Annotated in this window: 26 protein-coding genes and 1 other annotated feature; of the genes, 1 reads left to right on the top strand and 25 read right to left on the bottom strand. The window is 37.8% G+C overall.

All coding sequences use genetic code 11. The annotated features are described in order from the left end of the window. Nucleotides 1-232: 232 nt before the first annotated feature. The 25 genes from F3D3_RS07590 to F3D3_RS07470 all read right to left on the bottom strand — a co-directional run bounded on the left by F3D3_RS07590 (nucleotide 233) and on the right by F3D3_RS07470 (nucleotide 21,922). Complete coding sequence (locus F3D3_RS07590; protein WP_069872686.1) at nucleotides 233-676, bottom strand: divergent PAP2 family protein; 444 nt, start codon at nucleotides 674-676, stop codon at nucleotides 233-235. A 123-nt stretch (nucleotides 677-799) separates the two neighbouring features. After that, nucleotides 800-1,678, bottom strand: a complete 879-nt coding sequence (locus F3D3_RS07585) for a polyprenyl synthetase family protein (protein ID WP_069872684.1) — start codon at nucleotides 1,676-1,678, stop codon at nucleotides 800-802. Between the two features lie 24 nt (nucleotides 1,679-1,702). Next, complete coding sequence (gene xseB, locus F3D3_RS07580) at nucleotides 1,703-1,942, bottom strand: exodeoxyribonuclease VII small subunit (RefSeq protein WP_069872682.1); 240 nt, start codon at nucleotides 1,940-1,942, stop codon at nucleotides 1,703-1,705. Nucleotides 1,943-2,015: 73 nt separating this feature from the next. After that, nucleotides 2,016-3,221, bottom strand: a complete 1,206-nt coding sequence (gene xseA, locus F3D3_RS07575; protein WP_069872681.1) for an exodeoxyribonuclease VII large subunit — start codon at nucleotides 3,219-3,221, stop codon at nucleotides 2,016-2,018. Then, nucleotides 3,222-4,175 carry a hypothetical protein gene (locus tag F3D3_RS07570; protein WP_069872679.1) on the bottom strand — a complete coding sequence of 318 codons (954 nt, stop codon included), beginning with the start codon at nucleotides 4,173-4,175 and terminating at the stop codon, nucleotides 3,222-3,224. Nucleotides 4,176-4,178: 3 nt separating this feature from the next. Next, nucleotides 4,179-4,574, bottom strand: a complete 396-nt coding sequence (gene nusB, locus F3D3_RS07565) for a transcription antitermination factor NusB (protein ID WP_069872677.1) — start codon at nucleotides 4,572-4,574, stop codon at nucleotides 4,179-4,181. 51 nt (nucleotides 4,575-4,625) lie between these two features. Then, nucleotides 4,626-5,009, bottom strand: a complete 384-nt coding sequence (locus F3D3_RS07560) for an Asp23/Gls24 family envelope stress response protein (protein WP_069872675.1) — start codon at nucleotides 5,007-5,009, stop codon at nucleotides 4,626-4,628. A gap of 328 nt (nucleotides 5,010-5,337) precedes the next feature. Then, entirely contained in the window at nucleotides 5,338-5,778 is a 441-nt protein-coding gene (locus F3D3_RS07555; RefSeq protein WP_069872673.1) for a CD1247 N-terminal domain-containing protein, read from the bottom strand. Nucleotides 5,779-5,838: 60 nt separating this feature from the next. After that, the gene (gene efp / locus F3D3_RS07550; RefSeq protein ID WP_069872671.1) at nucleotides 5,839-6,396 is read right to left on the bottom strand and encodes an elongation factor P; all 558 of its coding nucleotides are present in this window, start codon (nucleotides 6,394-6,396) and stop codon (nucleotides 5,839-5,841) included. Nucleotides 6,397-6,431: 35 nt separating this feature from the next. Next, entirely contained in the window at nucleotides 6,432-7,487 is a 1,056-nt protein-coding gene (locus F3D3_RS07545) for a Xaa-Pro peptidase family protein (protein ID WP_069872669.1), read from the bottom strand. A 49-nt stretch (nucleotides 7,488-7,536) separates the two neighbouring features. Beyond that, nucleotides 7,537-8,607: a type IV pilus twitching motility protein PilT gene (locus F3D3_RS07540; protein ID WP_069872667.1), complete on the bottom strand. Its 1,071-nt coding sequence runs from the start codon at nucleotides 8,605-8,607 to the stop codon at nucleotides 7,537-7,539. A 149-nt stretch (nucleotides 8,608-8,756) separates the two neighbouring features. Then, entirely contained in the window at nucleotides 8,757-9,263 is a 507-nt protein-coding gene (locus F3D3_RS07535; protein ID WP_139132047.1) for a methylglyoxal synthase, read from the bottom strand. A gap of 46 nt (nucleotides 9,264-9,309) precedes the next feature. Further along, entirely contained in the window at nucleotides 9,310-9,945 is a 636-nt protein-coding gene (udk, locus tag F3D3_RS07530) for a uridine kinase (protein WP_069872665.1), read from the bottom strand. After that, nucleotides 9,938-11,176, bottom strand: a complete 1,239-nt coding sequence (locus F3D3_RS07525; RefSeq protein WP_069872664.1) for a U32 family peptidase — start codon at nucleotides 11,174-11,176, stop codon at nucleotides 9,938-9,940. The genes udk and F3D3_RS07525 overlap by 8 nt, the downstream gene beginning before the upstream one ends. Next, nucleotides 11,169-11,837, bottom strand: coding sequence for an O-methyltransferase (locus F3D3_RS07520; RefSeq protein ID WP_069872662.1), 669 nt, complete (start codon nucleotides 11,835-11,837; stop codon nucleotides 11,169-11,171). Before F3D3_RS07520 ends, F3D3_RS07525 begins: the two co-directional genes overlap by 8 nt. Continuing rightward, a complete protein-coding gene (gene mltG / locus F3D3_RS07515) occupies nucleotides 11,837-12,850 on the bottom strand; it encodes an endolytic transglycosylase MltG (RefSeq protein WP_069872660.1) in 1,014 nt (337 codons plus the stop codon). Before mltG ends, F3D3_RS07520 begins: the two co-directional genes overlap by 1 nt. Nucleotides 12,851-12,921: 71 nt before the next feature. Beyond that, entirely contained in the window at nucleotides 12,922-14,895 is a 1,974-nt protein-coding gene (locus F3D3_RS07510; RefSeq protein ID WP_084388893.1) for a ribonuclease J, read from the bottom strand. A 78-nt stretch (nucleotides 14,896-14,973) separates the two neighbouring features. Further along, nucleotides 14,974-15,417 carry a Fur family transcriptional regulator gene (locus tag F3D3_RS07505; protein ID WP_069872658.1) on the bottom strand — a complete coding sequence of 148 codons (444 nt, stop codon included), beginning with the start codon at nucleotides 15,415-15,417 and terminating at the stop codon, nucleotides 14,974-14,976. Nucleotides 15,418-15,472: 55 nt separating this feature from the next. Beyond that, nucleotides 15,473-15,799: a DUF1292 domain-containing protein gene (locus F3D3_RS07500; RefSeq protein ID WP_069872657.1), complete on the bottom strand. Its 327-nt coding sequence runs from the start codon at nucleotides 15,797-15,799 to the stop codon at nucleotides 15,473-15,475. Between the two features lie 84 nt (nucleotides 15,800-15,883). Then, a complete protein-coding gene (gene ruvX, locus F3D3_RS07495) occupies nucleotides 15,884-16,327 on the bottom strand; it encodes a Holliday junction resolvase RuvX (RefSeq protein ID WP_069872655.1) in 444 nt (147 codons plus the stop codon). A 180-nt stretch (nucleotides 16,328-16,507) separates the two neighbouring features. Continuing rightward, nucleotides 16,508-16,762: an IreB family regulatory phosphoprotein gene (locus F3D3_RS07490; RefSeq protein ID WP_069872653.1), complete on the bottom strand. Its 255-nt coding sequence runs from the start codon at nucleotides 16,760-16,762 to the stop codon at nucleotides 16,508-16,510. A gap of 46 nt (nucleotides 16,763-16,808) precedes the next feature. Then, nucleotides 16,809-19,433 (bottom strand): alanine--tRNA ligase, encoded by a 2,625-nt coding sequence (gene alaS, locus F3D3_RS07485; RefSeq protein ID WP_069872652.1) that lies wholly within the window; start codon nucleotides 19,431-19,433, stop codon nucleotides 16,809-16,811. Between the two features lie 67 nt (nucleotides 19,434-19,500). After that, nucleotides 19,501-19,715, bottom strand: a binding site (T-box leader). Nucleotides 19,716-19,767: 52 nt separating this feature from the next. After that, on the bottom strand, nucleotides 19,768-20,211 hold the full coding sequence (gene nifU / locus F3D3_RS07480) for a Fe-S cluster assembly scaffold protein NifU (RefSeq protein ID WP_069872650.1): 444 nt from the start codon (nucleotides 20,209-20,211) through the stop codon (nucleotides 19,768-19,770). A 1-nt stretch (nucleotide 20,212) separates the two neighbouring features. Further along, the gene (gene nifS, locus F3D3_RS07475; RefSeq protein ID WP_069872648.1) at nucleotides 20,213-21,388 is read right to left on the bottom strand and encodes a cysteine desulfurase NifS; all 1,176 of its coding nucleotides are present in this window, start codon (nucleotides 21,386-21,388) and stop codon (nucleotides 20,213-20,215) included. A gap of 72 nt (nucleotides 21,389-21,460) precedes the next feature. After that, nucleotides 21,461-21,922: an Rrf2 family transcriptional regulator gene (locus tag F3D3_RS07470; RefSeq protein WP_069872646.1), complete on the bottom strand. Its 462-nt coding sequence runs from the start codon at nucleotides 21,920-21,922 to the stop codon at nucleotides 21,461-21,463. 170 nt (nucleotides 21,923-22,092) lie between these two features. On the opposite strand from F3D3_RS07470, the gene F3D3_RS07465 reads away from it, so the two are divergent. Next, nucleotides 22,093-22,968, top strand: coding sequence for a hypothetical protein (locus tag F3D3_RS07465; protein ID WP_069872644.1), 876 nt, complete (start codon nucleotides 22,093-22,095; stop codon nucleotides 22,966-22,968). The last annotated feature ends 24 nt before the right edge of the window (nucleotides 22,969-22,992 follow it).

The raw sequence follows: 22,992 nt of genomic DNA, 5'->3' as shown, positions 1-22,992 counted from the left end.
TTAATCTTGCACATAGCAAGTCTCCACAGATTGAGGGTCATTTCCCGCATGCCATTGCAGAATGCCCCCATATCCTTACTCCCAGCACCAACCCGAAACTGGGCGTTTCAAGCAAGAACCAGGAACTTCATCGATGTGCCCTTTAGCGGATTTTTAGCCCCGCCTTCAGAATTAGAAGCTCTGACTAGAATACTGCACCTCTAAGCTAACTCTATCATAAATAAGAATTAAGCTAACTTACTAAGTTGGCAATTATAACGCCTAAAATCGCGCCAACAGCGACTTCAGTCGGTTTGTGCCCCACGAGTTCCTTCAAGCGTTCTTCTTGTAAATGCTTGAACTCATAAAGATCTTTAATAATATCATTTAATAATTTGGCCTGTTTTCCGACAGACCGTCTTACACCAGAAGCATCATACATCACAATAAATGACATAATAAGCGCAAGCGCATATAGGGGGGTATCAAAACCCATAGTAAGCCCTATGGAAGTTGAAGCTGCCATGATCGTAGAAGTATGTGAACTCGGCATGCCGCCTGATCCGTGAAACCGTTCAAACTTAAATTCTCTCTCAATAAGAAGTGTAATCAACACTTTTAAGGTCTGAGCAACAAACCACGCCAAAAGTGAAGCATAGAGCACTTTGTTTTGGGCTAATTGATTTATACTTTCCATTTCCCACCTATTTCTGATTTATTATTTAGTCTTAAGCCTTAATGTGGTCTCAATTGATTTAACAGCTTACTTAACATTATAAAACGTTTATCTCATTTTGTCGATAAACGTCTCTCTTTACAATTAATAATCTCTATTAACTAGAAACTTGACTGTGTCAATTAAAAATTCACTTTGTATAGGAAGTGCTTTTATGCCATTTAAAATTTCATACTCTAATTGCTTGATTCTCAATTGAGTGTTTTCTAGGCCTAGAAGCATCGGATAAGTCCGTTTATCATTTTTTATATCCATTTGTGTTCTTTTCCCTAATTTTTCTGCAGAACCAATCAAGTCTAACAAATCATCTACAACTTGGAATAGAAGGCCCATCTTATCTGCAATTCTTGCCACAGCATCAATCGCCTCTGAGCTTGCCCCACCTAAAATGGCACCACTCTTCATCGCTGCAATAATCAGTTTCCCTGTTTTATGATGGTTTATAAAATCAAGCGTTTCCACGTCCATATCATCACTTTGATATTTAATATCTGCCACTTGACCCAAAATCATCCCTTGGCTTCCAGATGCTTTTAAGATTTCTGACATCGCCCGTATTGCATCAGATGAATCGTTTTTTTGGGTCACGCGATCAAGCATGACTTCATAGGCTTTATTAAGCAATCCATCCCCTGCAAGGACAGCCATATCATAGCCGTAGACCACATGATTTGTCGGCTTGCCTCTTCTTAAATCGTCGTCATCCATACACGGTAAATCATCGTGGATAAGCGAATAAGTATGGATCATTTCAATGCCTACTGCGAAATCTATGGCATCTTCATAAGTACCACCAAAAGCTAAACACATCTCTATCAATAAAAGCGGTCGAATGCGCTTGCCTCCAGCCTTTAAGCTGTATAGCATCGCCTCATTGATAAGCCTTTGAGCTTGTGAGGTCCCCTCAAAATAAGCATCTAAACAATGCTCAAATTGAGCTATTTTTTCTTGATTATAGTCCATGCGATCTCCTACCGATTGATTCTTTTATGACTTTTTAAAATCATTTATATGAATTTCTTTTACAGTGTAATCCTCTTCTAAAATCATTTTAATGCGCGTTTCCGTTTCTTTTAATATCTCAAAACATTCTCGATATACTTTTATGCCTTCTTCAAAATGCTTAAGCATATCCTCTAAATTGTCATCACCATGCTCTAATGAATTAGAAATCTCATTTAATTGCATTATCTTTTGTTCAAAATTATTTTTTTTTGTGTTTGCCATTTTGATCACTCCTTTTCCATTGTACCAAATCTCTCTCTGATTACAACTGTTTTGCCCCTGATTTAAGTCATTTTTAATCTTTTAAGATTTCTTCAATTATCGCTTTGAGTTTGCCATCACTTAAAGTGACTTCAACTTGTTCTTTAGTTTTAATATCATCGATCGATTTTATAAGCTTGCCTTCTTTTCTGACTATACTATACCCTCTTTGCATTGTGGATAACGGACTGAGTGCATTTATTTTACTGCCTAAATGCTCTAATTCTACGGACATCGTTTTAACCTTGAACTTCATAATTTGAACCATTTGATTTTTTAAATGCTCTATTGCATTCAGTTCGCTTTCAATTCGATGATTCAATTTCATCGAAAGGCGCTCTGGCGAAGTTGATTCAAGCGACAAACGGCTTTTCTCAAGCTTCCGCATCACGGTCTGCTGCATTGCCTTCAACTGCTGGTTTAAAAACAATTCCATTTCAGTTTTAGATTTAATGGCAATTTCAGCTGCTGCTGAAGGTGTTGCTGCTCTAAAATCTGCGACAAAATCGGCAATTGTGAAATCCGTTTCGTGTCCAACTCCAGATATAATCGGAATCCGAGATTTAAATATAGCTCTGGCTACTTCCACCTCATTAAAGGACCAAAGTTCCTCGATGGACCCGCCACCTCTTGAAATTATAATCAGATCCACTGGTGATCGGTTATTAAAGAATTCAATAGCGGCTACAATTTCACTGGCCGAAAACTCGCCTTGAACCCTCACTGGAAAGATTAAGAGTTCGGCTAGATTTGAGCGCCTACTCGCAACGGCTATGATATCTTGTATCGCAGCACCTGTTGGAGAAGTGATGATCCCAATTTTTTGTGGTAAGTTTGGCAACTCTTTTTTATGTCTTTGATCAAATAAACCTTCTTGCTCTAACTCTTTTTTTAAGGCTTCAAATTGGATGTGCAGTGCACCAAGACCAACAAAAGTCATAGATTGTGCATACATTTGATATCTGCCATCGCGTTCATAAATACTGATAGCACCTTTTAAATGTACTTTTTCACCGTTTTTAGGAATTCGTTCCAACAGCTGCACGTATTGAGCAAACATCATGCAACTCATCTTGCTCTCTTCATCCTTAATCGAAAAGTAAGCATGACCGCTTGAATGAAGTGTAAAATTGGAGATTTCACCTTCTATAAGGACCTGATTTAAAATCGGATCTGCACCGATGATCTTTTTTAAATATCTTGTGATTTCTGTTACCGAAAAAGCTCTCATCTTAAGCATCTATAAAACCACCTTCGCTAACATTTTTTGTATGCCAAGCAAAGCGACACCATAAGCATTATCTCTTGAATATTCAGGTTTAGCAAAATACAATTGGCTATAATGTTGATTTAAATAAGCTCTGATAATATGATTGGATGCCACACCACCCGATATAATCACCGCTTTGTCTTGATCCAAATCTCTTAAACAATTTTCAATGATGTGCGCTATTGTATTAAAAAGCATTTTCGAGATTTCTTCATGAGACATTGTGCCAATCAAACTTTTAAAATAATTTTCTAGTCCAGAAATATTAAATCCAAAACGATTTGTCTCAGCACTTTTGGCCTTCAAGGGCACAGTCTTATATTGTGTCATAGGGCTATTTCTAGCCATTTCATCCATTCTCTTACCACAGGGAAAAGCAAGTCCCATTTCAACGCCAATCCGATCGATTAGCTGTCCAAAATTAAGATCTAAAGTTTCGCCCATCAGTTCTATTTTAAAAGCTTGATTGGCGTAATTTACTCTTAAAAATTCCGTGGTGCCTCCGGATAGATGCAATCCATAAAAGCAATCTGGAATGGATACAATGTCGCTGGTTGAAAGTGCTGCCATCAAATGTCCTTCTTGATGCGAAAACATAAAAATCGGAATTCTAAGTGCATTTGCTAAGTTCCGCGCAAACAAAACACCTGCATTGAACACAGGCATATAAGAACCTTCTACATTTCTAGGTGCATCGCTCACAGCTATTGCTTTCAAATTTTTGACATCAAAAATAGCGGTAAGCACTTCAAAGCTATCCGCTAGTTGATGTACATGTTGATAAAAGCCATCTGACTGTCTTAGTCCCTTTAAGCCCTCTTTTACTTTAAGCAATTCATTTTTCTCAAAGTGTATTTTTCCCGTTTCCATTTCCACAAGCACCATCGATGTTGTATAGCAGCTTGTATCGATTCCTAATATCATCACTTACTCCGGATTGATAAAATGCTTTAGCAAGCCATTTATAAATTTCCCCGATTTTTCATCGACATATTTTTTGGACATATTAATGGCTTCGTTGACCGTTACTTTGTCTGGAATATCGGGCATGAGCTTAAGTTCTGTAACTGCAATTCTCAAAATGGCAAGATCGATCTTGCTCAACCTTTCCAATGTCCATTTCTTTAATAAAGGCGTAATCTCGCCATCAATAAAATCTTTTTTTTCAATAAAAAGACCAAGGGCCACATCCACATACTTTTTATCAATCTCTTCTTCGTACTGCTCAATCATTCGCTCCGCAAAGACTTTATCAAACGTATTGTGTATATCCATTTGATAGAGAACTTCCATAGCGATTTCACGGCTTCTACTCCTATTCATAAATGCCTCCTATACATCAAATAATGTGAAGCACAGCTTCACATTATTTTGTCACGACTTCATATTGTCTTTCTCAATTTTTGTATTAATGCCTTCAATGCTTACGTTAACGGCTGCAACTTGAAGCCCTGTCATGGATTCAATTGCAAGTTTGACATTTTCCTGAACCTCTTTTGCCACTTCGTGAATCTTCGTGCCATAATCCACAATCACACTGAGATCTACATGTACAATGTTATCATTCATATTGACTTGTATGCCTTTATTAAAGTTCTTTTTACCAATCAATTCAAGAACATCATCTTGGAATGTACCATTAAGTGCTTTAATGCCTTTTATTTCAGAAGCTGCAATCGTTGAAATAACGCCGATTACATCATCCGCTATATTTACTTTCCCGTGCTTATATGAATCAATAATTGTATTCTCAGCCATATCATTGCCTCCTATTCAAAACATCTTATATTTTAAGATATCCATTTTCTACGTGTAATCCATTATATCAAAGTTAGTGCGTTAATACAAATCTTCATCTAGATATTCTATTAATTCTTCAATAAGCAGATCTACTTTAGTTAAAACACTGCCTTCGCTTCTTAAAGGATAAGGATACTTTTTGACCTAGCGGTCAAAACCACTGCGCTCAACGTGATTTTCGCTTTGCGAAAACACTGCCTTCGCTTCGTTAGTTTAAAAGATTAGGGACGGGGTATTTACGAATGTAAATACTGCCCGTCCCCGATATCTGTTCCACTGTGGTTATTTACGCTTTTTCTTCTGTCTTCGCTTCTTTGCAACAATCACATGCGTCATCGTCACAACAATCACATTCATCCGAAAATTCGATGATTAGTCCACAACTTGGACATTCTACTTCTTCACCTTTGTCGATCAATTGATCATCAACAAAAATAATTTCCCCACAATCAGGACACTCGATTTCCTCAAAGTCATCTTCAAGTTCGTATATGTCTTCCTCGAGTTCAGCAAGGTCTTCATCAACTGCTTCGATGTAATCATCAAGTTCCATAACAGATTCGCTGATTTCGTCTAATTCCTCATAGACTTCTTCCATTTCTTCTGCGAATTCTTCTAAAATGTTGATGATGTTTAGCAATAATTTGCCCTCTTTAGTTGAATCACTCATTTCCATACCTTCAGCTAATCCTTTAAGATATGATACTCTTTCATACATATAGCTCATGTGCTTTCCCTCCTTCAGTGGGTGTAATTTTTATTAAAACAGCTTGCGCTGGTTTAAACATTATGCTCTGGATAAGTACTCGCCAGTTCTTGTATCAATTTTAATTTTATCGCCTTCGTTGACAAATGAAGGTACATTGATTTCTGCGCCTGTCTCAACGACTGCTTTCTTAGTCACATTTGTTGCAGTATCCCCTTTAACACCTGGTTCTGACTCTGTTACTAAAAGGATGACAAAGTTAGGCGGTTCTACTTGGAAACAATTTCCTTTATAAAATTTAAGTGTTGCGTTGTCATTTTCTTTGATGTACAAAATTGCATCTTCAACTTGTTCAGCAGATAATGGAATTTGATCATAAGTTTCATTGTCCATGAAATAGTATAATTCGCCTTCATTGTACAAATATTGCATTTCTTTAGTTTCAATATGAGCTCTAGGGAATTTTTCAGATGGATTAAACGCTTGTTCTCTAATGACGCCATTTAACAAACTCTTGTATTTCGTTCTAACGAAAGCTGCACCTTTACCCGGCTTAACATGTTGAAAATCAACCACTACAAACGGTTCACCATTTATCTCAAATGTTACACCTTTTCTAAATTCACTTGCAGAAATCATTTCCTACCTCCAAAATAATATTATATTATATTAAATTATATTTCTATAAGATGTTCTGGCGCTTTCGTTAAACGCTCATAGCCATCTACAGTTACCAAAACCATATCCTCAATTCGGACACCGCCATAGTGTTCAATATAAACACCCGGTTCAAGCGCTAAGGCCATCCCAGATTTGATCACATCAAAACTATCTTCTGTAATTCTTGGAAATTCATGAACCTCAAGACCAATACCATGACCCAGTCCATGTGAGAAGTATGCGCCATATCCCTTCTCTTTAAAAAAATCTCTTGCAATTGCGTCGAGTCTAGCACATTCTAGTTCGGGCTTTATTGCAGCGATTGTTTTGGCTTGCGATTGCCAAACGAGATCATACAATCTGCGTTGCTTCTCACTTGCACTACCGACAACTACAGTTCTCGTAATATCGGAACAATATCCATTATATATACAACCATAATCCAATGTCAAGAAGTCTCCATCTTCTATGATTTTATCAGATGCAACGCCATGTGGCAATGCCGATCTCGCCCCTGATGCAACAATAGTTTTAAACGATGCATTTTCAGCGCCTCTAGATCTCATAAGCCTTTCAATTTCATGAGATATTGCTCTTTCGCTTTGACCTATTTTAATAAAATTTAGGATTTCCTCGAAAACAGATTCGGCAATCTGTGCAGCTATTCTTATGGTCTCCATTTCTTTTGAAGTCTTAATGCGTCTATGAGCCATAATTAAATGCTTAATAGGAATCAATTTTACACCACCGTAATGTTCATCCATAAAATCGTATTGATCAAAAGTCAGATGTAAAGACTCAAATCCCAGCTGCCTTACCCCGTTTATCAGCAAAAGGTTATAAAGTGTTCGACTGCCTTGAATGGGCACAATTTCATAATCGTTAATCAAAGTTTTAGCTTCCGTTAAATACCTTGAATCCACTAAGAGATACTGTTTTTTTACGGTCATCAATACCATGCTGCTCGTCCCTGTGAACCCCGACAAATAGCGAATGTTTATGGGATCGGTAAACAGAAAGGCATCGATGCCCAAATCCTTAATCTGTTCTCTAAGATCGGCTCTTGTCATAATCGGCTTCTTTCCACTATTCGGTTTCTAGGATTACACATAAGGTCCATTACTCCTTTTTATATGTGAGTTCTTGTCTTTTAACAAATTCAATATCATGAGCGTATTTATAGACTACTGACCGTCTTATTTTCCCCGCTTTATAGAGTTCAAATAAGCTGTTATCCATATAGGTCATAAAGTGCTTTCGCCCTGAAATAAGCGCATGTGTGAGTTCCTTGAGTTGATCATTCATGATGTGCGATTTAATTGCAGCATTCGGTAGCAAAAATTCATATGCAAGTAATTGATTAGCTTCCTCTATATCAGGAACCAGCTGCTGCGCAATAATGCCCAATAAAGTGGATGTTAATTTGTATTTTCGAATTTCTGACTTCTCAGGTGAAGTTGAAGCAATGATCTTCTCAATGGTCGATCTGGAATTATTAGCAGGCACACCTGCAATTACAAGCTTTCCAGACTCTGCTATTTGAAGTGCTAAATCTATAACCCGCTCATCTGACAACTCTGAAATCATCAAAATATCAGGATCATGCTTCATCGCACCAAGAACGCCCTCATATAGGTCTAAACAATCTGTCCCAACGTCTCTTTGAGAAATAATAGCATTATGGTGCTTAAATAGATATTCTATCGGTGCCTCAACTGTAATAATGTGCGTCTTTAACGTATCATTAATCCGTTTAATCATCGCGGCGATGGTTGTTGATTTTCCAGATCCTGAGGCGCCACTTACCAGCAATAACCCCTTTTGATAATTTAAAAGTTCGATAAAAGCACTCGGAATTCCTAATGTTTCTATTTCTGGAATAATTAATCTCAATATTCTAAAAGTAATACTTGCGGTTCCTCTTTGCATGATGATATTAATTCTAAATCGGCCTAGCTCGTGAACAGAATAACTAAAGCTAATCTCACCTTTCGATTTAAGGCGTTCACGTTGTTCTTCGGTACAAATGGCATCTATGATACTGTTGATTTCCAAATGATCCACAACTGCCTGATGCTCTATTTGTTCGAGTTTCCCATTTTTCCTAATTACAGGCAAGGCGCCTGGCACCAGATGGATGTCAGATGCTTGCCGCTCCAGAGCGTATTCCAAAAATGCTATATAATCCATTATAATGCCTCCAGTAATCAAGCCTATCAGAAAATGATCAAAGCGAGTACGCGCTCCTCTTCCTTTAGGGTAAAAAAATACATGTGTTAAAAATCAGTTTCGCATAAATCATCTACCTATGCTGTATTGCGTACTTGCCGTAAACGACATCATAGGGGAGAGGGTTGCTCCGCTTTTGATTTTTGACACTCTAACTCTATTTTTCTATTTAAATATTGATCAAAATTGATCAATTTACCTTCATAAGGTTGATTCATGTGTATACTGGTCAACAAGTAATCCGCAGTGGCAATGTTGGTTGCAATTGGGATGTTATAAAGCGTTGCAATCCTTAAAAGCGCTTTGACATCAGGATCATGAGGATGCATACTCAAAGGATCCCAGAAGAAAATCATAAAATTGATTTCACCCTCTACAATCTTACTGCCAATTTGTTGGTCCCCACCAAGCGGACCACTTTTGACACCTCTAACAGGGAGTTCTGTTGCCTCACTAATCATTTTAGCCGTAGTTCCAGTTCCGTATAAAAAATGCTTGCTCAGCGAGTCTTTATTTTCATCACACCAATTGATCATATCTTTTTTTCTAGAATCATGTGCAATCAAAGCGATATGCTTTACCGCAGGGATTAAATGACTCATTTTTTTCTCTGACATAACAGACTCCTTCCTATTAGAAAAAAAACAGTGGTGATCGCCACTGCTAAATGCGTTTGTTCTTTTCTTGAATAATTGCAGTGACTTTTGTGGTCATAATATCAATGGCAACTTTATTATACCCACCTTCAGGTATGATAATATCCGCATATTTTTTGGTAGGTTCAATAAATTGCTCATGGGCAGGTTTGACTGTTTTTAGATACTGTTCAATAACAGAGTCAAGCGTTCTACCTCTTTCGTTGATATCTCTTGTAATACGCCTAATGATGCGAACATCTGCATCTGTATCGACAAATATTTTAATGTCCATCAAATCTCTCAATCGTTTATCTTCAAGAATCATGATGCCTTCTACAATAATAATATCTCTAGGACATACTTTTATAGATTCGATTTCTCGATTGTGCTTTGAAAAATTATAAATTGGTTTTTGAATGACTTTATGATTGCATAAACTATGAATGTGCTCAATTAATAAGTCCGTATCAAAAGCGAGTGGGTGATCATAGTTGGTTTTAACGCGTTCGTCATATGTGAGATCGCTCTGATCTTTGTAATAAGCATCTTGCTCGATAATCAAAATGTTTTCATCTGGCAACGATTGGAAAATTGACTTTGCAACGGTGCTCTTTCCTGAGCCCGTTCCACCTGAAACACCGATAACGATTGGCTTACTCATGGAGATCCTCCTTCGCTTTTCTTAATATATAATAAGGCTCAACCGCCAATGCCATAGGCATCCTAATAATTTGTTGAGCATGAGGTGCCTTTTCAACCGACTCGCCTTTGTCATTTAGAATTTGTTCAACAGTCTGTTCAGCTTGAAAATAGTTCGGTCCAATGATTTCAATTTGATCGCCTACGCTAAAATGATTCCTTTGTTCAATGATCGCCATTTTAGTTTCTGGATCATATGACTTCACCACACCTATAAAATCGTATGCTCTTATATAAGAACTCGAAGTGTACAGTTGATCCTTTTCAGTGGGTTTATTTTGATAAAAGCCTTTAGTAAACTCGCGATGAGATGCCTTTTTTATTTCATCAAACCATTCTGGATTATATTTATAGCCTTCTGGATCCCTATAATAAGCATCAATCGCTTCTCTATAAGCGCGGACTATATTGGCAACATAGTAGACCGTTTTCATTCTACCCTCAATTTTAAGGCTGTTGAGACCAGAATTTATAAGTTCGGGGATATGTTCTATCATACATAAATCTTTAGAATTAAAGAAAAATGTCCCCTTATCCGTTTCCTCTATGGGGATATATTCCCCAGGACGGTTCACTTCAACCAATTGATATTCCCATCTACAAGGTTGTGAGCACGCACCTCTGTTGGCATCCCTGTTATTAAGATAGTTACTTAAAAGACATCGACCAGAATACGAGATACACATCGCCCCATGTATGAACGATTCTAGTTCAAGCGTAGGAGGTGTTTTAGCTCTAATTTCAGCAATCTCAGCGAAGGATAATTCCCTTGCTAAAATCACACGTTTAATCCCTTGATCATGCCAAAAATTCGCACTCATGTAATTTGTATTATTGGCTTGAGTACTTAAGTGCACTTCAAGCTCAGGTGCATATTGTTTAACGAACATAAAAGTTCCTGGATCTGATAAAATAACCGCATCAAGACCCAAATCTTTAATTTCATCAATATACAATTCCAAATCATTAATATCTTCATTATGCGGAATAATATTGAGTGTCAAAAAGACTCTTCGACCATATGAATGCGCAAACTCAACGCCTTCCTTCATCTGTTCAATAGAAAAATTTTTAGCTGCAGCTCTAAGTCCAAATGTTTGACCACCGATATAAACGGCATCTGCACCATAGATGATGGCGAATTTAAGTTTATCTAAATCGCCTGCTGGTGCTAATAACTCAACTCTACTCATTTAAAATTCCCTTCTTATAACTTATCGCAAGGCCATCCCCCATTGTGAGGACAGTCGTTTCAAGATTAGGATGTGTTGTGATGAACTCCAGGTACTTTCTCATGCGCTTAACAATGGTAATCTTACGCTTTACTATATAATCATCCGTAGCAACCATGCCTTTATATAAAACATTGTCTGAAACAATAATGCCGTTTTTAGACAATAAATCATATGCTGTTTCAAAAAAAGTTTGATAATGGCCTTTGGCCGCATCGATAAAGATCATATCATATGGACCCTCAAGCGTTTTAATCACGTCTTTGGCATCACCAAGATGAATTGATAAGGAAACCTCTGGAACACTTTTATTCAAATCTTCAAATGTTTCTCTTGCTTTTTCAGCCATGATTGCGTTGAGCTCTATGGTGTCTATATGACCCCTTTTCATGTGACTTGCAAATACCGAAGCAGAATAGCCAATGGCAGTGCCAATTTCTAAAATACGCGTTGGTTTTGCAATCTCTAACAAAACTGACATATACTGAGCTATTTCTGGATGTATAATAGGCACGTTGTGAAGTTTGGCAAATTGTTCCAATACTTTTAAAAGACCTGTGTGCTCTGGCAATAAGCTTCTGACATAACATTCCACATGTTGATCCACTATTTTAGCGTTCATCAGTTTCCCTTACCTTTTTCTTTATCTCGATTATGCCCCTCTAGTGTTTCATTAAAATAATGAGAACCGTCATTTTTTTCAGTGGTAACAAAATAGAGATACTTTGTATCTGCTGGATATAGTGCTGCAATGATGGCTAATTCTCCAGGAGAGGCTATAGGTGCTGGTGTCAATCCTGTATGCTGATAGGTGTTAAAAGGGGACACGATTTCTAGATCATCATAAGTCAAGCGGTCCTTACGTTCTTTCAAAACATATTGTATCGTTGCACAAGATTGTAACATCATCTTCTGATCAATTCTGTTATGAAAAACACTTGAAACAACTGAACGTTCATCTGCCAGTTTCGTTTCCCTTTCAATAATGGACGCAAGTGTAACCACTTCGTCAACACTCATGTTCAACGCTTGAGCTCTATCATAGTATTCTTGTTTAAAGATCTCATTAAATCGATTTAACATTTTTTCGACGATTTCTTTTTCACCAGTACCCCGCTTGAGAATATACGTGTCTGGGAACAAGTATCCTTCAAGATGATAACTGCGATCTACATTTTCTAAAAAAGAATAATCAAAAGATTCTTCTTCTAAAACTTTTATAAAAGTCTCCCGATCTACAATCCCCTCTTCAACCAGTTTATCGACAATCTGTCTGGTCTCAAATCCCTCTGGAATTGTGAATTTAATATTGTCTTCATAAACCTCGCCATTTGCAATTTTTTTTATGATTGCCTCTGTTGACATGGCTTGTGAAAGCATATAATCGCCTGCTTTCATTTTTCCATCGAGCTCAAGTGTTTTTGCCTTTGATTTAAAAGCATTGACATTCTGTATCAACTCATGCTCAAGAAGCAAATTTGCGATACTCGTCGTTGAAGCGCCCTTTGGAACGGTGACTAAAATCTCATCCGTGTTTTCAAGATTAACGGGTTCATTGTATGCTTCCAAAAATGTAGCACATCCTGGCAACAGTAAAACCATTGCCAAGAGTGCTATTATATAAAACTTTTTCATAGTGACCTCTTTTTATAAAATATTATAAATAGAACGCTTTACACAACAAAAACTTTAAGTTAACTTGATTCTTAAACTTCCATGAAAATCGGTAAAATCATTGGAGAGCGCTTTGTACTTTGATAAATATATTGACTTAAAGCATCTCTTACAGAGGATTTTAAACTTGCCCAATCCTTGATATTTTTACTTAAGCATTTCGCGAGCTCGGCCTCGACCACTTTGCTTGCACCATCCATTAAGGTTTCGGATTCTCTCACATAAACAAATCCTCTAGAGATTAAATCAGGGCCATTGACGAGTTCACCTGTAGCACTTGATAATGCAACCACAATGATAATCAAACCATCTTCGGACAGATGCTTACGATCTCTTAATACGATGTTTCCAACATCGCCAACACCAAGTCCATCGATAAACACACGACCCGCTGGCACCGACTTACCAATTTTAGCTGTTTTGGATGTAAACTCTAGAACGCCACCATTGCTCAAAATGAAGATGTTATTAGGACTCATTCCCAATTCCAGCGCTAATTTTTTATGTCTATCCAAATGAACATATTCACCATGAACAGGCATAAAGTATTTTGGCTTGACGAGAGAATGCATGAGCTTTAGCTCCTCTTGCTTCGCATGCCCCGAAACATGAACATCTGCAAGCGATTCGTAAATCATAGTGGCACCTTTTTTCGTCAGTTGATTGATAATTTTTCCAATGCTTTTTTCGTTACCAGGGATTGGCGATGACGACAGGATCACCAAATCTCCAGGAACGATTTCCATGCTTCTATGTTCGGAATTCGCCATTCTTACAAGAGCACTCATCGGCTCCCCTTGTGAACCCGTGGTAATCACGACAATTTCATTTTCTGGATAACGATCAATGTCTTTGATATCAATAATGATATCTTCTGGTAACTTTAAATAGCCCAGTTCCGTCGCGACACTAGAAACATTCAACATACTTCTACCCGAAAATGCAACACGTCTATTGTTCAAATAAGCTGCATTGATAATTTGTTGAAGCCTATGAATATTAGATGAGAACGATGCGACGATTATCCTTGCCGTTGCATGCTTGAATATGTTCTCAAAAGTCTCCCCCACAGTGCTTTCACTCATGGTGTAACCTTCTCTTACAACGTTTGTACTATCCGCAAGAAGTGCTAAAACACCATCATCACCAAGTCTTGCAAATCTAGCCAAATCCATTTTTTGACCATCAATTGGTGTAAAGTCAATTTTAAAATCGCCAGTGTGTACAATTTTACCGTATGGGGTCGTAATTGCATACGCAACAGCATCTGCAATACTATGACAAACCCTTATTGGTTCAACTTCAAATACACCCAACTTTATGATTTGTCCTGGTACAATTGTAACGAGCTTCACATCATTAAGGCGGTGCTCCTTAAGCTTGTTTTCAACAAGTCCCAGTGTCAATCTGGTCCCATAAACAGGCACTTTAATTTCTCTTAAGACATAAGGTAGTGCACCAATATGATCTTCGTGACCATGTGTTAGAACAATTCCTTTTATTTTAGACAAATTCTTTTTAAGATACGTAATATCTGGAATAACAACATCTATCCCAAGCAATTCATCCTCTGGAAATGCCAACCCACTATCAATAATGAAGATATCCTCTTCATACTGAACTACAGTCATATTTTTGCCAATTTCGTTAAGACCTCCAAGCGGGATAATCTTTAAAAGGGGCTCATCTGATACTGGCCCTTCTACGACTGGCGCTACTTGCGGTGTCGGCGTTTTCTTTTTTTGAAAATTATTGCGATTTTGTTGTGGTCTTTGCTGAGGATTCTGTTGAACCACCTGCTGTGGTACTTGCTGAGGCGTTTGTTTTGGTTTTACACCCTCATTTACGGCGCCATTACTCTGAGTTTCTTTTTTCACAGGTGCTTTTTTTGCAGGCGCCTTTCTTGCAGGCTGCTGCTTGATGGCTTGTTGCTTTTCAACCGCTTCATTTGAATTTACATTTGTACTTTCAGTTCCATTTTTATTTACATTTTTTTGATTTGTCATAATTTCACCTCTCCAATTTTTCTGTGATATGACAAAGGCCGATCCATGAGATTTTATATACGAAAAATAAACCCTGTATCAAACAAGGTTTTTACATTTACTACATAAGCCATAGAATTTCAATTTATGATCCACAATCTTAAAATCATACTCTTTTTCTATTTTAGCTTCAAGTTGATCTAGTAAATCGCCTTCTACTTCAATTACCGCACCACAGCTTGAACATATCAAATGATGGTGATGATGTGAACCATCATCACAGTACAATTCGTACCTTACGCAACCGTCCTCTAGATTCAAAGAGGATACTACTTCTAGCTCATCTAACATCTGTAATGTTCTGTATACTGTAGCAAGTCCCATTTCCGGATTCCTTTGTTTAACGATATCATATATTTCTTCTGTATTAAGATGTTTTCCTTTATTTTCTTCAATGGCATTGATAATAGCAAGACGTTGCGGCGTAAGTTTATATCCGGACTCTTTTAATTTTATTTTATATGCTTCTTGACATGAATTCATTTTAACACCTCAATACTTTTTTTAAATTTTAACATACAGGAAACGATACGACAACTTACTCTTCCTCGTCGTCTTCGTCGTCGTCATCATCATCCATTTCATCCATTAATTCATTGTAGGCTTGAATAACCGATTCAAGCTCTTCTTCATCCGAGATCGTCTCAAAGATGAATTCAGCATCTTCTTCAGTCACTTTAAAAATGAGTACTTCATCTTCATCTTCCACGTTTGAAAGGATGGCATACTCTTGTTCATCAAGTTCTAAAGTTGCGATGATGTTAAATTTCACTGCTTTACCATTGTCGTCAAATAATTCGACAATATCTTCATGATTATGATCATGCGTGTCTACTACTTCGAACAAGTTTTCTTCTTTTTTCATTCTACACCTCTATTCGTTCTTAATATTTATCCTTAACACGGGCTATGCGCTTGGCCATATCCGTGTACAGTTCTATTTTTCAATTCATTCGGTTCTTGAAAGACTGTCAAGGTATCCTTGCAGAATTAACTGTGCTGCAATTTTATCGATTACAGTTTTACGTTTTTGTCTACTGACATCCGCTTGAATTAGCATTTTTTGGGCACCAATCGTCGTCAGACGTTCATCCCAAAATATAATCTCTATATCACGACTAATACGATCTGAATATTTGATTTTTTTTTCAAGTTTTTTGATGAAATCCTGCGTTTTTTCACCTTGTGGTCCTAACGTGCCATTCATGTTTTTGGGAAGCCCAGAAACAACTCTTGTGACTTCATATTCTAAGATCAAATCCACCAGCCTATCGATATCTTGCTTTATGCTCTGTCTGAAGATTGTCTCTTTACCCTGTGCTGTTATTTTAAGCGAATCGCTTATGGCTACACCAATAGTTCTATCGCCAACATCTAGTCCCATATATCTCATTAATACATATCCTCCAGTATAACCGAATATCTTCAAAATAACAATAGCATTTAAAAAATCAGGGCGCCCGGCTCAGAAGATCATTTTCTCTGAGGGGGGGCCCATTGGAAAGCTACCAAAGCAAAGTTTGGCACCTTACATATCTGTTTTTCAATTTGTAGTTAGGGTTTCAAAATTTTATTACTTTTTAACACATTCCATATAATGTGTTAAAAGTTCTTCCAGGATTTCATCTCTTTCCACTTTTTTAATCATTGTCCTTGCATCATTGAAAGTTGTGATATAAGTTGGATCGCCAGAAAGCAAATAGCCCACCAGTTGATTTACGGGATTGTAACCTTTCTCTTCAAGTGCTTTAAACACATAGAGTAAAATATCTTTTTGATTGCCTTGCTCTAAATAATCTTCAACGCTGAACTTCATCGTGTTTTTCATGTAAAAACCCCCTTCTCCAAGTACTTATATCCATTATATACCCGATTTATGACAATAACTCATAAACTTTCTTAAGTGCCTCTTTAACTTTTTCAGGATGCTTGCCACCAGCTTGTGCCATGTTCGGTTTGCCACCGCCACCGCCACCTGCTACCTTTGCAGTTTCTCTGATGAGATTGCCCGCATGAGCGCCAAGTTTAATCGCCTCGTCCGAAACCATTGCTAAAAATTCGACTTTATCGGTTTCAACATTTGCAAGGACAACAACACTATTTTCCAATTTCATTTTGATTTGATCTGCTAAATTTCTAAGTGTATTCATATCCACGCCTGTAAAATCAGCAGTTACAATGTGCATGCCTCTTACGACTTGGGCACTTTTAAGAAGTTGTTCCAAATCACTTGTCACCAATTTATTTTTGAGCTTTTCATTTTCTCTCTGCATTTGCTTCATCTCTAGAAGCAAACTTTCAGCCTTGTGTTCCAAATCATTCTGATTTGTCTTAAGCATATCAGAGAGTTTTTGAATTTTACCATCAAGTTGTGTTAACATTTTATAAACATTTTCGCCAGTGATTGCTTCTATCCTTCTAACACCAGCCGCTACACCTGTCTCACTAACGATTTTAAACAGACCTGCTTCTGCGGTATTTTTAAGATGTGTGCCACCGCAAAGCTCAACGCTAAAGTCCCCCATGGTTACCACGCGCACCCGATCACCATATTTTTCGCCAAAGAGTGCCATAGCCCCTTTTTCTTTAGCTTCATTAACGCTCATATTTTCGGTTTGAATAGGAAGTCTTTTTAAAATTTGCTCATTCACACGCATTTCTATTTTCATGAGATCTTCATATGCAATGGCTTCAAAGTGTGAAAAGTCGAATCTCAACCGCTCAGGCGAAACCATAGAACCCGCCTGTTCCACATGTGTACCCAGTACTTCTCTGAGCGCTTTATGCAAAAGATGTGTCATAGAGTGATTCCTTGCAGTCGCAAGTCTTCTATGCATATCAACAGATGCAAGTACCGTGTCACCCACTCTAATCGTGCCTTTATTTACTTTAACGTGATGTGCAATGAGTTTACCTACACTTTTTCTGGTCTCCTCTACATCTGCTTCAAATGCATCTGTGGATAACTTGCCCATATCGAACACTTGTCCCCCACCTTCAGGGTAAAACGGTGTTTGATCAAGAACAATGCTCACTTCCATGCCTTCAAAAGCTTCATCCAAAAGCGTCTCGCCCACAATAGCCAAAATTTTAGATTTCACTTCTGTTTGGTCATAACCAACGAATTCGCTTGACATATCCTTTGGTAATTGACCGAGTGCGTCTTGTGCCCAACCGAGTTCATCGCCTGATCCTCTCGCAGTTCTCGCACGTTCTTTTTGCATCATCATTTGCGCCTTAAAAGCTTCTTCATCTACAGTCATTTGATACTCTTCCAAAATTTCAAGCGTCAACTCAAGCGGAAAACCGTAAGTGTCATATAATCTAAACGCTTTTTCGCCACTGAGTACTTTTTGATCTTCAACTTTCATAGACGCCATATACTCTGTCAAAATGGTAAGTCCTTGATCTATAGTGGTTTGAAAACGCTCTTCTTCCACTGCAATAATTTTTTTAATGTAGTCTTTTCTAGTCGACAAGTTTGGATAACTTTCGCCATATGCAGCCACCACCGCATCCACGAGTTCAGTGAGAATATTACCTGTCATACCGAGCATTTTAGCATGTCTTGCTGCCCTTCTGAGCAATCGTCTCAAAACATAGCCTCTTCCCTCGTTATTAGGCATGATGCCATCACCTACCATAAACGTTACCGCTTTCACATGATCTGTAATAATACGAATGGAAATATCTTGTTTTCTATCAGCGCCATAGTCCACGTCACACTTTGAAATAACTGCATCTCTAATCTGTTTAATCGTGTCCACTTCGAAAATTGTATCTACATCTTGCATAATGCAAGCGATTCTTTCAAGGCCCATACCGGTATCAATATTCGGTTTTTCAAGCAAATTGTAATGACCTTGCTCGTCCTTATCATATTGTGTAAAGACATGATTCCAAAATTCTAAAAAGCGTTCACAGTCGCACCCTGGTTTACAGTCTGGATCGCTGCAGCCAAATTCAGGTCCCCTGTCAAAATAAATTTCTGAACATGGACCACAAGGACCCGTTCCTATTTCCCAAAAGTTATCTGCCTTTCCCAGTCTTGTAATCTTATTTTCTGGAATGCCGATCACATCTCGCCAAATCGCAAAAGCTTCATCGTCTTCAAGATAAACAGATGGCCAAAGTTTATCCACAGGAAGTTCAAGCACTTCTGTGATAAATTCCCATCCAAATTTAATAGAGCCTTCTTTAAAGTAATCCCCAAAAGAAAAGTTGCCAAGCATTTCAAAAAAAGTAGCGTGTCGAGCCGTTATCCCCACATTTTCGATATCACCTGTCCTAATACACTTTTGACAAGTTGCCATTCGCGGCTGTGGAGGAATTTCTGTCCCCATAAAGTATTTTTTTAAAGGTTGCATCCCTGCATTCACAAGCAGCAAACTCTTATCGCCTTGTGGCACCAGCGAATAGCTCGATGTAACGTAATGATCTTTAGACGCATAAAAATCTAAAAAAGCTTTTCTGATCTCATTTAATCCCATAGATTTCATTGGTATATCCTCCCAAAACAGTCCTTTTCTAAATTTGTTACAAAAAAACAAAAAAACCTTCAAAAGCTGTAGGGACGACAATATCGCGGTACCACCCTACTTAAAGATGCCAAGGCATCGATCACTCTTAAAGGTAAACTGCAAAATAACGATTGCAAATCGCAAACATCTACTATTAATTCAATATTTGAGCTCAGAAGCTGCTTCGATCACGATGAATTCATTTCAGCATTAGAATTCTCTCTAAGGATGTGATTTACTCCTCTTCGTCATAGCGATTTTATATTCTCAATATTAATAGTTTATCACAGTTTTTTTAAAAATAAAGTCTTTTTTAAAATTCTATATTCACAACATCATGATGATCGTGCTCTTCATTCGGGTCAAAATCTTTTAAAGCTTCAAAATGCAAATCATTTTTAGTAGCATAGTCATAAATTGCCGCTTTTAAAGCTTGTTCCGCCAAAACAGAACAATGAATTTTCACAGGTGGGAGCCCACCAAGTTCATCGACCACTTGCTTGTTCGTAAGCGCTAGAGCTTCTTCAATCGTTTTCCCCATGATGAGCTCAGTTGCTACGGAAGATGCTGCAATTGCAGATCCACATCCAAAAGTTTTAAATTTCACATCTTCTATAACGTCACCATTAACCTTGATGTAAATACGCATAATATCGCCACACTTCACGTTGCCAACTTCACCAACACCATCCGCATTCTCAATCTCGCCAACATTTCTAGGATTCATGAAATGATCCATAACCTTTTCTGTATACATACTACTTTCCTCCCGCAACTCTATCATATAAGGGTGACATCATTCTCAGTTTATGAACCACTTCTTTTAACGATTCAATCGCATAATCCACATCTTCTTCTGTGGTGAAATCACCCATAGATAACCTCAAAGAACCATGCGCAATTTCATGTGGCAATCCAATCGCCAAAAGCACATGAGAGGGATCAAGAGATCCAGATGTACATGCAGAGCCGCTTGAACCTGCAATGCCCTTTGCATTGAGCATCAACAAGAGACCTTCTCCTTCGATGAATTCAAAACAAACACTGACATTTCCAGGATGTCTCTGCGTTGGATGTCCATTATATCTTGAATAATCTATATTTTCTATGATGCCTTTTGCAAGTCTATCTCTTAACCCAGACAATCTTTTAATGTGCTCATCCAGCTGAGCCTCTGCAAGTTCCGCTGCTTTTGCAAAACCTACAATACCTACAACGTTCTCAGTACCCGCTCTACGGTTGCGTTCTTGTGCGCCGCCTTCAATAATATTTTGAATTTTAATGCCCTTTCGGATATACAAAGCGCCCACGCCTTTGGGCCCATATATTTTATGGCTTGAAACACTCATCAAATCTATATTGAATGTATCGACGTCTATTTTAACATTGCCATAAGCCTGAACAGCGTCTGTATGAAAAATCACTTTATGCTTTCTTGCAATTTCACCAATGCTTTTAACGTCTTGCATCGTACCAATTTCGTTGTTGATAAACATGATCGAAATCATAACCGTTTTCTCGGTAATAGCAGCTTCAAGCGCCTCTAAACTGATAAGACCTTTATCATCTACCTCTAAATAAGTCACTTCAAAACCTTCTTTTTCAAGCGCATTACAAGTATGCAAAATGCCGTGATGTTCAATCGTCGTTGTGATCAAGTGATTGCCTTTGGCTTTGTTTGCACGCATAACACCCTTTAGTGCCCAGTTGTCTGATTCAGAACCACCCGCTGTAAAGTAAAGTGTCTCCGGTGTGGTCCCCATGGTTGCCGCAATAGTCGCTCTTGCAGATTCCAGCGCACGTTTAGCCTCTTGACCAAAGCCGTGTATGCTTGAAGCATTTCCAAAATTTTCTGTAAAGTACGGCATCATCGCATCTAAAACTTCTTGCTTTACTGGAGTTGTTGCTGAATAGTCCATATAGATCCTTTTCATAAGAACCCTCCTCATAAACGTAATATTTCAATTATTGGTTACTTTCTCGCCAGAGTAAAAGCCTATTTATTACTATCTACATTCACAAATAGTCTCAATGATGAGGCTATCTTGATTTTGTTCATAATCGTCGAGCATGTGTTGTAATGTAATTGAATTTACAACACTTGTAATACTTTCATAAATTTTCTCATAAATGACCTTTGTAACACAGTAGTGAGAGTGATCACAAGCATCCCCATCATCGTCCTCAACCACACAGTCTGTAGGCGCAAGAGGACCTTCTAAGGTCGTTAATATGATCCCCACGGTAATTTCATTTGCGGGTCTGGCAAGCATATAGCCACCTTGAGCGCCTCGTATACTAGTCACAAGGCCTGCTTTTCGAAGCGGCGATATCAATTGTTCTAAATAATTCACTGAAATGGCTTGTCTCTCCGAAATGCTCGTTAGAGATATAGGGCCTTCTCCATAATGCATGGCTAGATCAAACATTGCCTTAAGACCATATCGTCCTCTCGTTGATAGTTTCAAAATTATCCTCTCCTTCAATTCCTAGTCATTTACTATGAAATCCCTTTAATTATAATATATCCGATTAATTGAGTCAACTTTAAAGCCATAATTTCTTATGAATTAATTGTTAACATTTTATCGAAATGTGCCGATAATGGTTATAAAGCTATAAAGAATGAGGTGTTAAAATGTCAGAACGCATGAATGAGCTCTACAACTTAACTCAAAAGGCCCAAAAAATGGAACTTATTAATGAAGAAATTGCGCTTGGAATTTATCAAGAAATCTTTGCTAATTATACCCCAAAGATTTCAAAAACCTATGAAAGTGGTATCAGGCTTTTAGAAAAAAGACACCGCTATGATGAAGCCCTCGTTATTTGCACGCGTGCAATTGAATTGATCAAAGCAGATCAAATTTCTGGAACGCTTGAACGCTTTGAATCTATAAAAGAGCGTTTAGAGCGCAAAATGAAAGAACTTAATCCAGAACCTGTAGCGTCCGAGAAAAAGCCCCTAAAAATCAACTACAAATTCATACTTATTTGCTTTTTCATCTTTGTCGCTGGCGTATATCTTTTTAGGCTTTCTAATCCCTATACTGAAATTGAAGTCAACCTAGAAGGTAAACAGGCCCTAGAAGGTGCCGACCAAGTATTTGATACTTCAAAATCTGGCGAAACAAATTCAGATGAAGTAAAGTATCCCATTACAGAGGGCATGATTGAAATCGCATCCATTGAAGGCCTTAAAAATCATGACGTCACCAATATCAGCATTGTACCTCAAAGCGAAACGATTGGCATTGGCATTCTCGTCACTGCTGGAACAAGTGAAAAGCGCTGTAAAAATATTGCAATTGACATTATAAAAACACTTTCAGGTGCCGCTTCCGCATCCTATTCAGAGATTAAAGGTCCTGGTATTGGTTCACTTGGTGAAATTTATGATTATTATGAACTCGTCATTTCTGTTGGCACTGGGGCAAATGAAGATGAAATCATCGCAAGAGGCACTAAAAATAAGGATTCTGCCGATATTTATTGGCGCAACTCAGAAAAGTAATCAAAATTTTTTATTATTGAAATG

Source organism: Fusibacter sp. 3D3 (assembly GCF_001748365.1).
Classification (GTDB): domain Bacteria; phylum Bacillota; class Clostridia; order Peptostreptococcales; family Acidaminobacteraceae; genus Fusibacter_A.
This window is presented reverse-complemented; position numbering and strand designations above follow the sequence as displayed.

Excerpts from the sequence above, each read along its gene's own strand:
- F3D3_RS07590 (WP_069872686.1), bottom strand. The coding sequence starts at position 676 with ATGGAAAGTATAAATCAATTAGCCCAAAACAAAGTGCTCTATGCTTCA.
- F3D3_RS07585 (WP_069872684.1), bottom strand. The coding sequence starts at position 1,678 with ATGGACTATAATCAAGAAAAAATAGCTCAATTTGAGCATTGTTTAGAT.
- xseB (WP_069872682.1), bottom strand. The coding sequence starts at position 1,942 with ATGGCAAACACAAAAAAAAATAATTTTGAACAAAAGATAATGCAATTA.
- xseA (WP_069872681.1), bottom strand. The coding sequence starts at position 3,221 with ATGCTTAAGATGAGAGCTTTTTCGGTAACAGAAATCACAAGATATTTA.
- F3D3_RS07570 (WP_069872679.1), bottom strand. The coding sequence starts at position 4,175 with ATGATATTAGGAATCGATACAAGCTGCTATACAACATCGATGGTGCTT.
- nusB (WP_069872677.1), bottom strand. The coding sequence starts at position 4,574 with ATGAATAGGAGTAGAAGCCGTGAAATCGCTATGGAAGTTCTCTATCAA.
- F3D3_RS07560 (WP_069872675.1), bottom strand. The coding sequence starts at position 5,009 with ATGGCTGAGAATACAATTATTGATTCATATAAGCACGGGAAAGTAAAT.
- F3D3_RS07555 (WP_069872673.1), bottom strand. The coding sequence starts at position 5,778 with ATGAGCTATATGTATGAAAGAGTATCATATCTTAAAGGATTAGCTGAA.
- efp (WP_069872671.1), bottom strand. The coding sequence starts at position 6,396 with ATGATTTCTGCAAGTGAATTTAGAAAAGGTGTAACATTTGAGATAAAT.
- F3D3_RS07545 (WP_069872669.1), bottom strand. The coding sequence starts at position 7,487 with ATGACAAGAGCCGATCTTAGAGAACAGATTAAGGATTTGGGCATCGAT.
- F3D3_RS07540 (WP_069872667.1), bottom strand. The coding sequence starts at position 8,607 with ATGGATTATATAGCATTTTTGGAATACGCTCTGGAGCGGCAAGCATCT.
- F3D3_RS07535 (WP_139132047.1), bottom strand. The coding sequence starts at position 9,263 with ATGTCAGAGAAAAAAATGAGTCATTTAATCCCTGCGGTAAAGCATATC.
- udk (WP_069872665.1), bottom strand. The coding sequence starts at position 9,945 with ATGAGTAAGCCAATCGTTATCGGTGTTTCAGGTGGAACGGGCTCAGGA.
- F3D3_RS07525 (WP_069872664.1), bottom strand. The coding sequence starts at position 11,176 with ATGAGTAGAGTTGAGTTATTAGCACCAGCAGGCGATTTAGATAAACTT.
- F3D3_RS07520 (WP_069872662.1), bottom strand. The coding sequence starts at position 11,837 with ATGAACGCTAAAATAGTGGATCAACATGTGGAATGTTATGTCAGAAGC.
- mltG (WP_069872660.1), bottom strand. The coding sequence starts at position 12,850 with ATGAAAAAGTTTTATATAATAGCACTCTTGGCAATGGTTTTACTGTTG.
- F3D3_RS07510 (WP_084388893.1), bottom strand. The coding sequence starts at position 14,895 with ATGACAAATCAAAAAAATGTAAATAAAAATGGAACTGAAAGTACAAAT.
- F3D3_RS07505 (WP_069872658.1), bottom strand. The coding sequence starts at position 15,417 with ATGAATTCATGTCAAGAAGCATATAAAATAAAATTAAAAGAGTCCGGA.
- F3D3_RS07500 (WP_069872657.1), bottom strand. The coding sequence starts at position 15,799 with ATGAAAAAAGAAGAAAACTTGTTCGAAGTAGTAGACACGCATGATCAT.
- ruvX (WP_069872655.1), bottom strand. The coding sequence starts at position 16,327 with ATGAGATATATGGGACTAGATGTTGGCGATAGAACTATTGGTGTAGCC.
- F3D3_RS07490 (WP_069872653.1), bottom strand. The coding sequence starts at position 16,762 with ATGAAAAACACGATGAAGTTCAGCGTTGAAGATTATTTAGAGCAAGGC.
- alaS (WP_069872652.1), bottom strand. The coding sequence starts at position 19,433 with ATGAAATCTATGGGATTAAATGAGATCAGAAAAGCTTTTTTAGATTTT.
- nifU (WP_069872650.1), bottom strand. The coding sequence starts at position 20,211 with ATGTATACAGAAAAGGTTATGGATCATTTCATGAATCCTAGAAATGTT.
- nifS (WP_069872648.1), bottom strand. The coding sequence starts at position 21,388 with ATGAAAAGGATCTATATGGACTATTCAGCAACAACTCCAGTAAAGCAA.
- F3D3_RS07465 (WP_069872644.1), top strand. The coding sequence starts at position 22,093 with ATGTCAGAACGCATGAATGAGCTCTACAACTTAACTCAAAAGGCCCAA.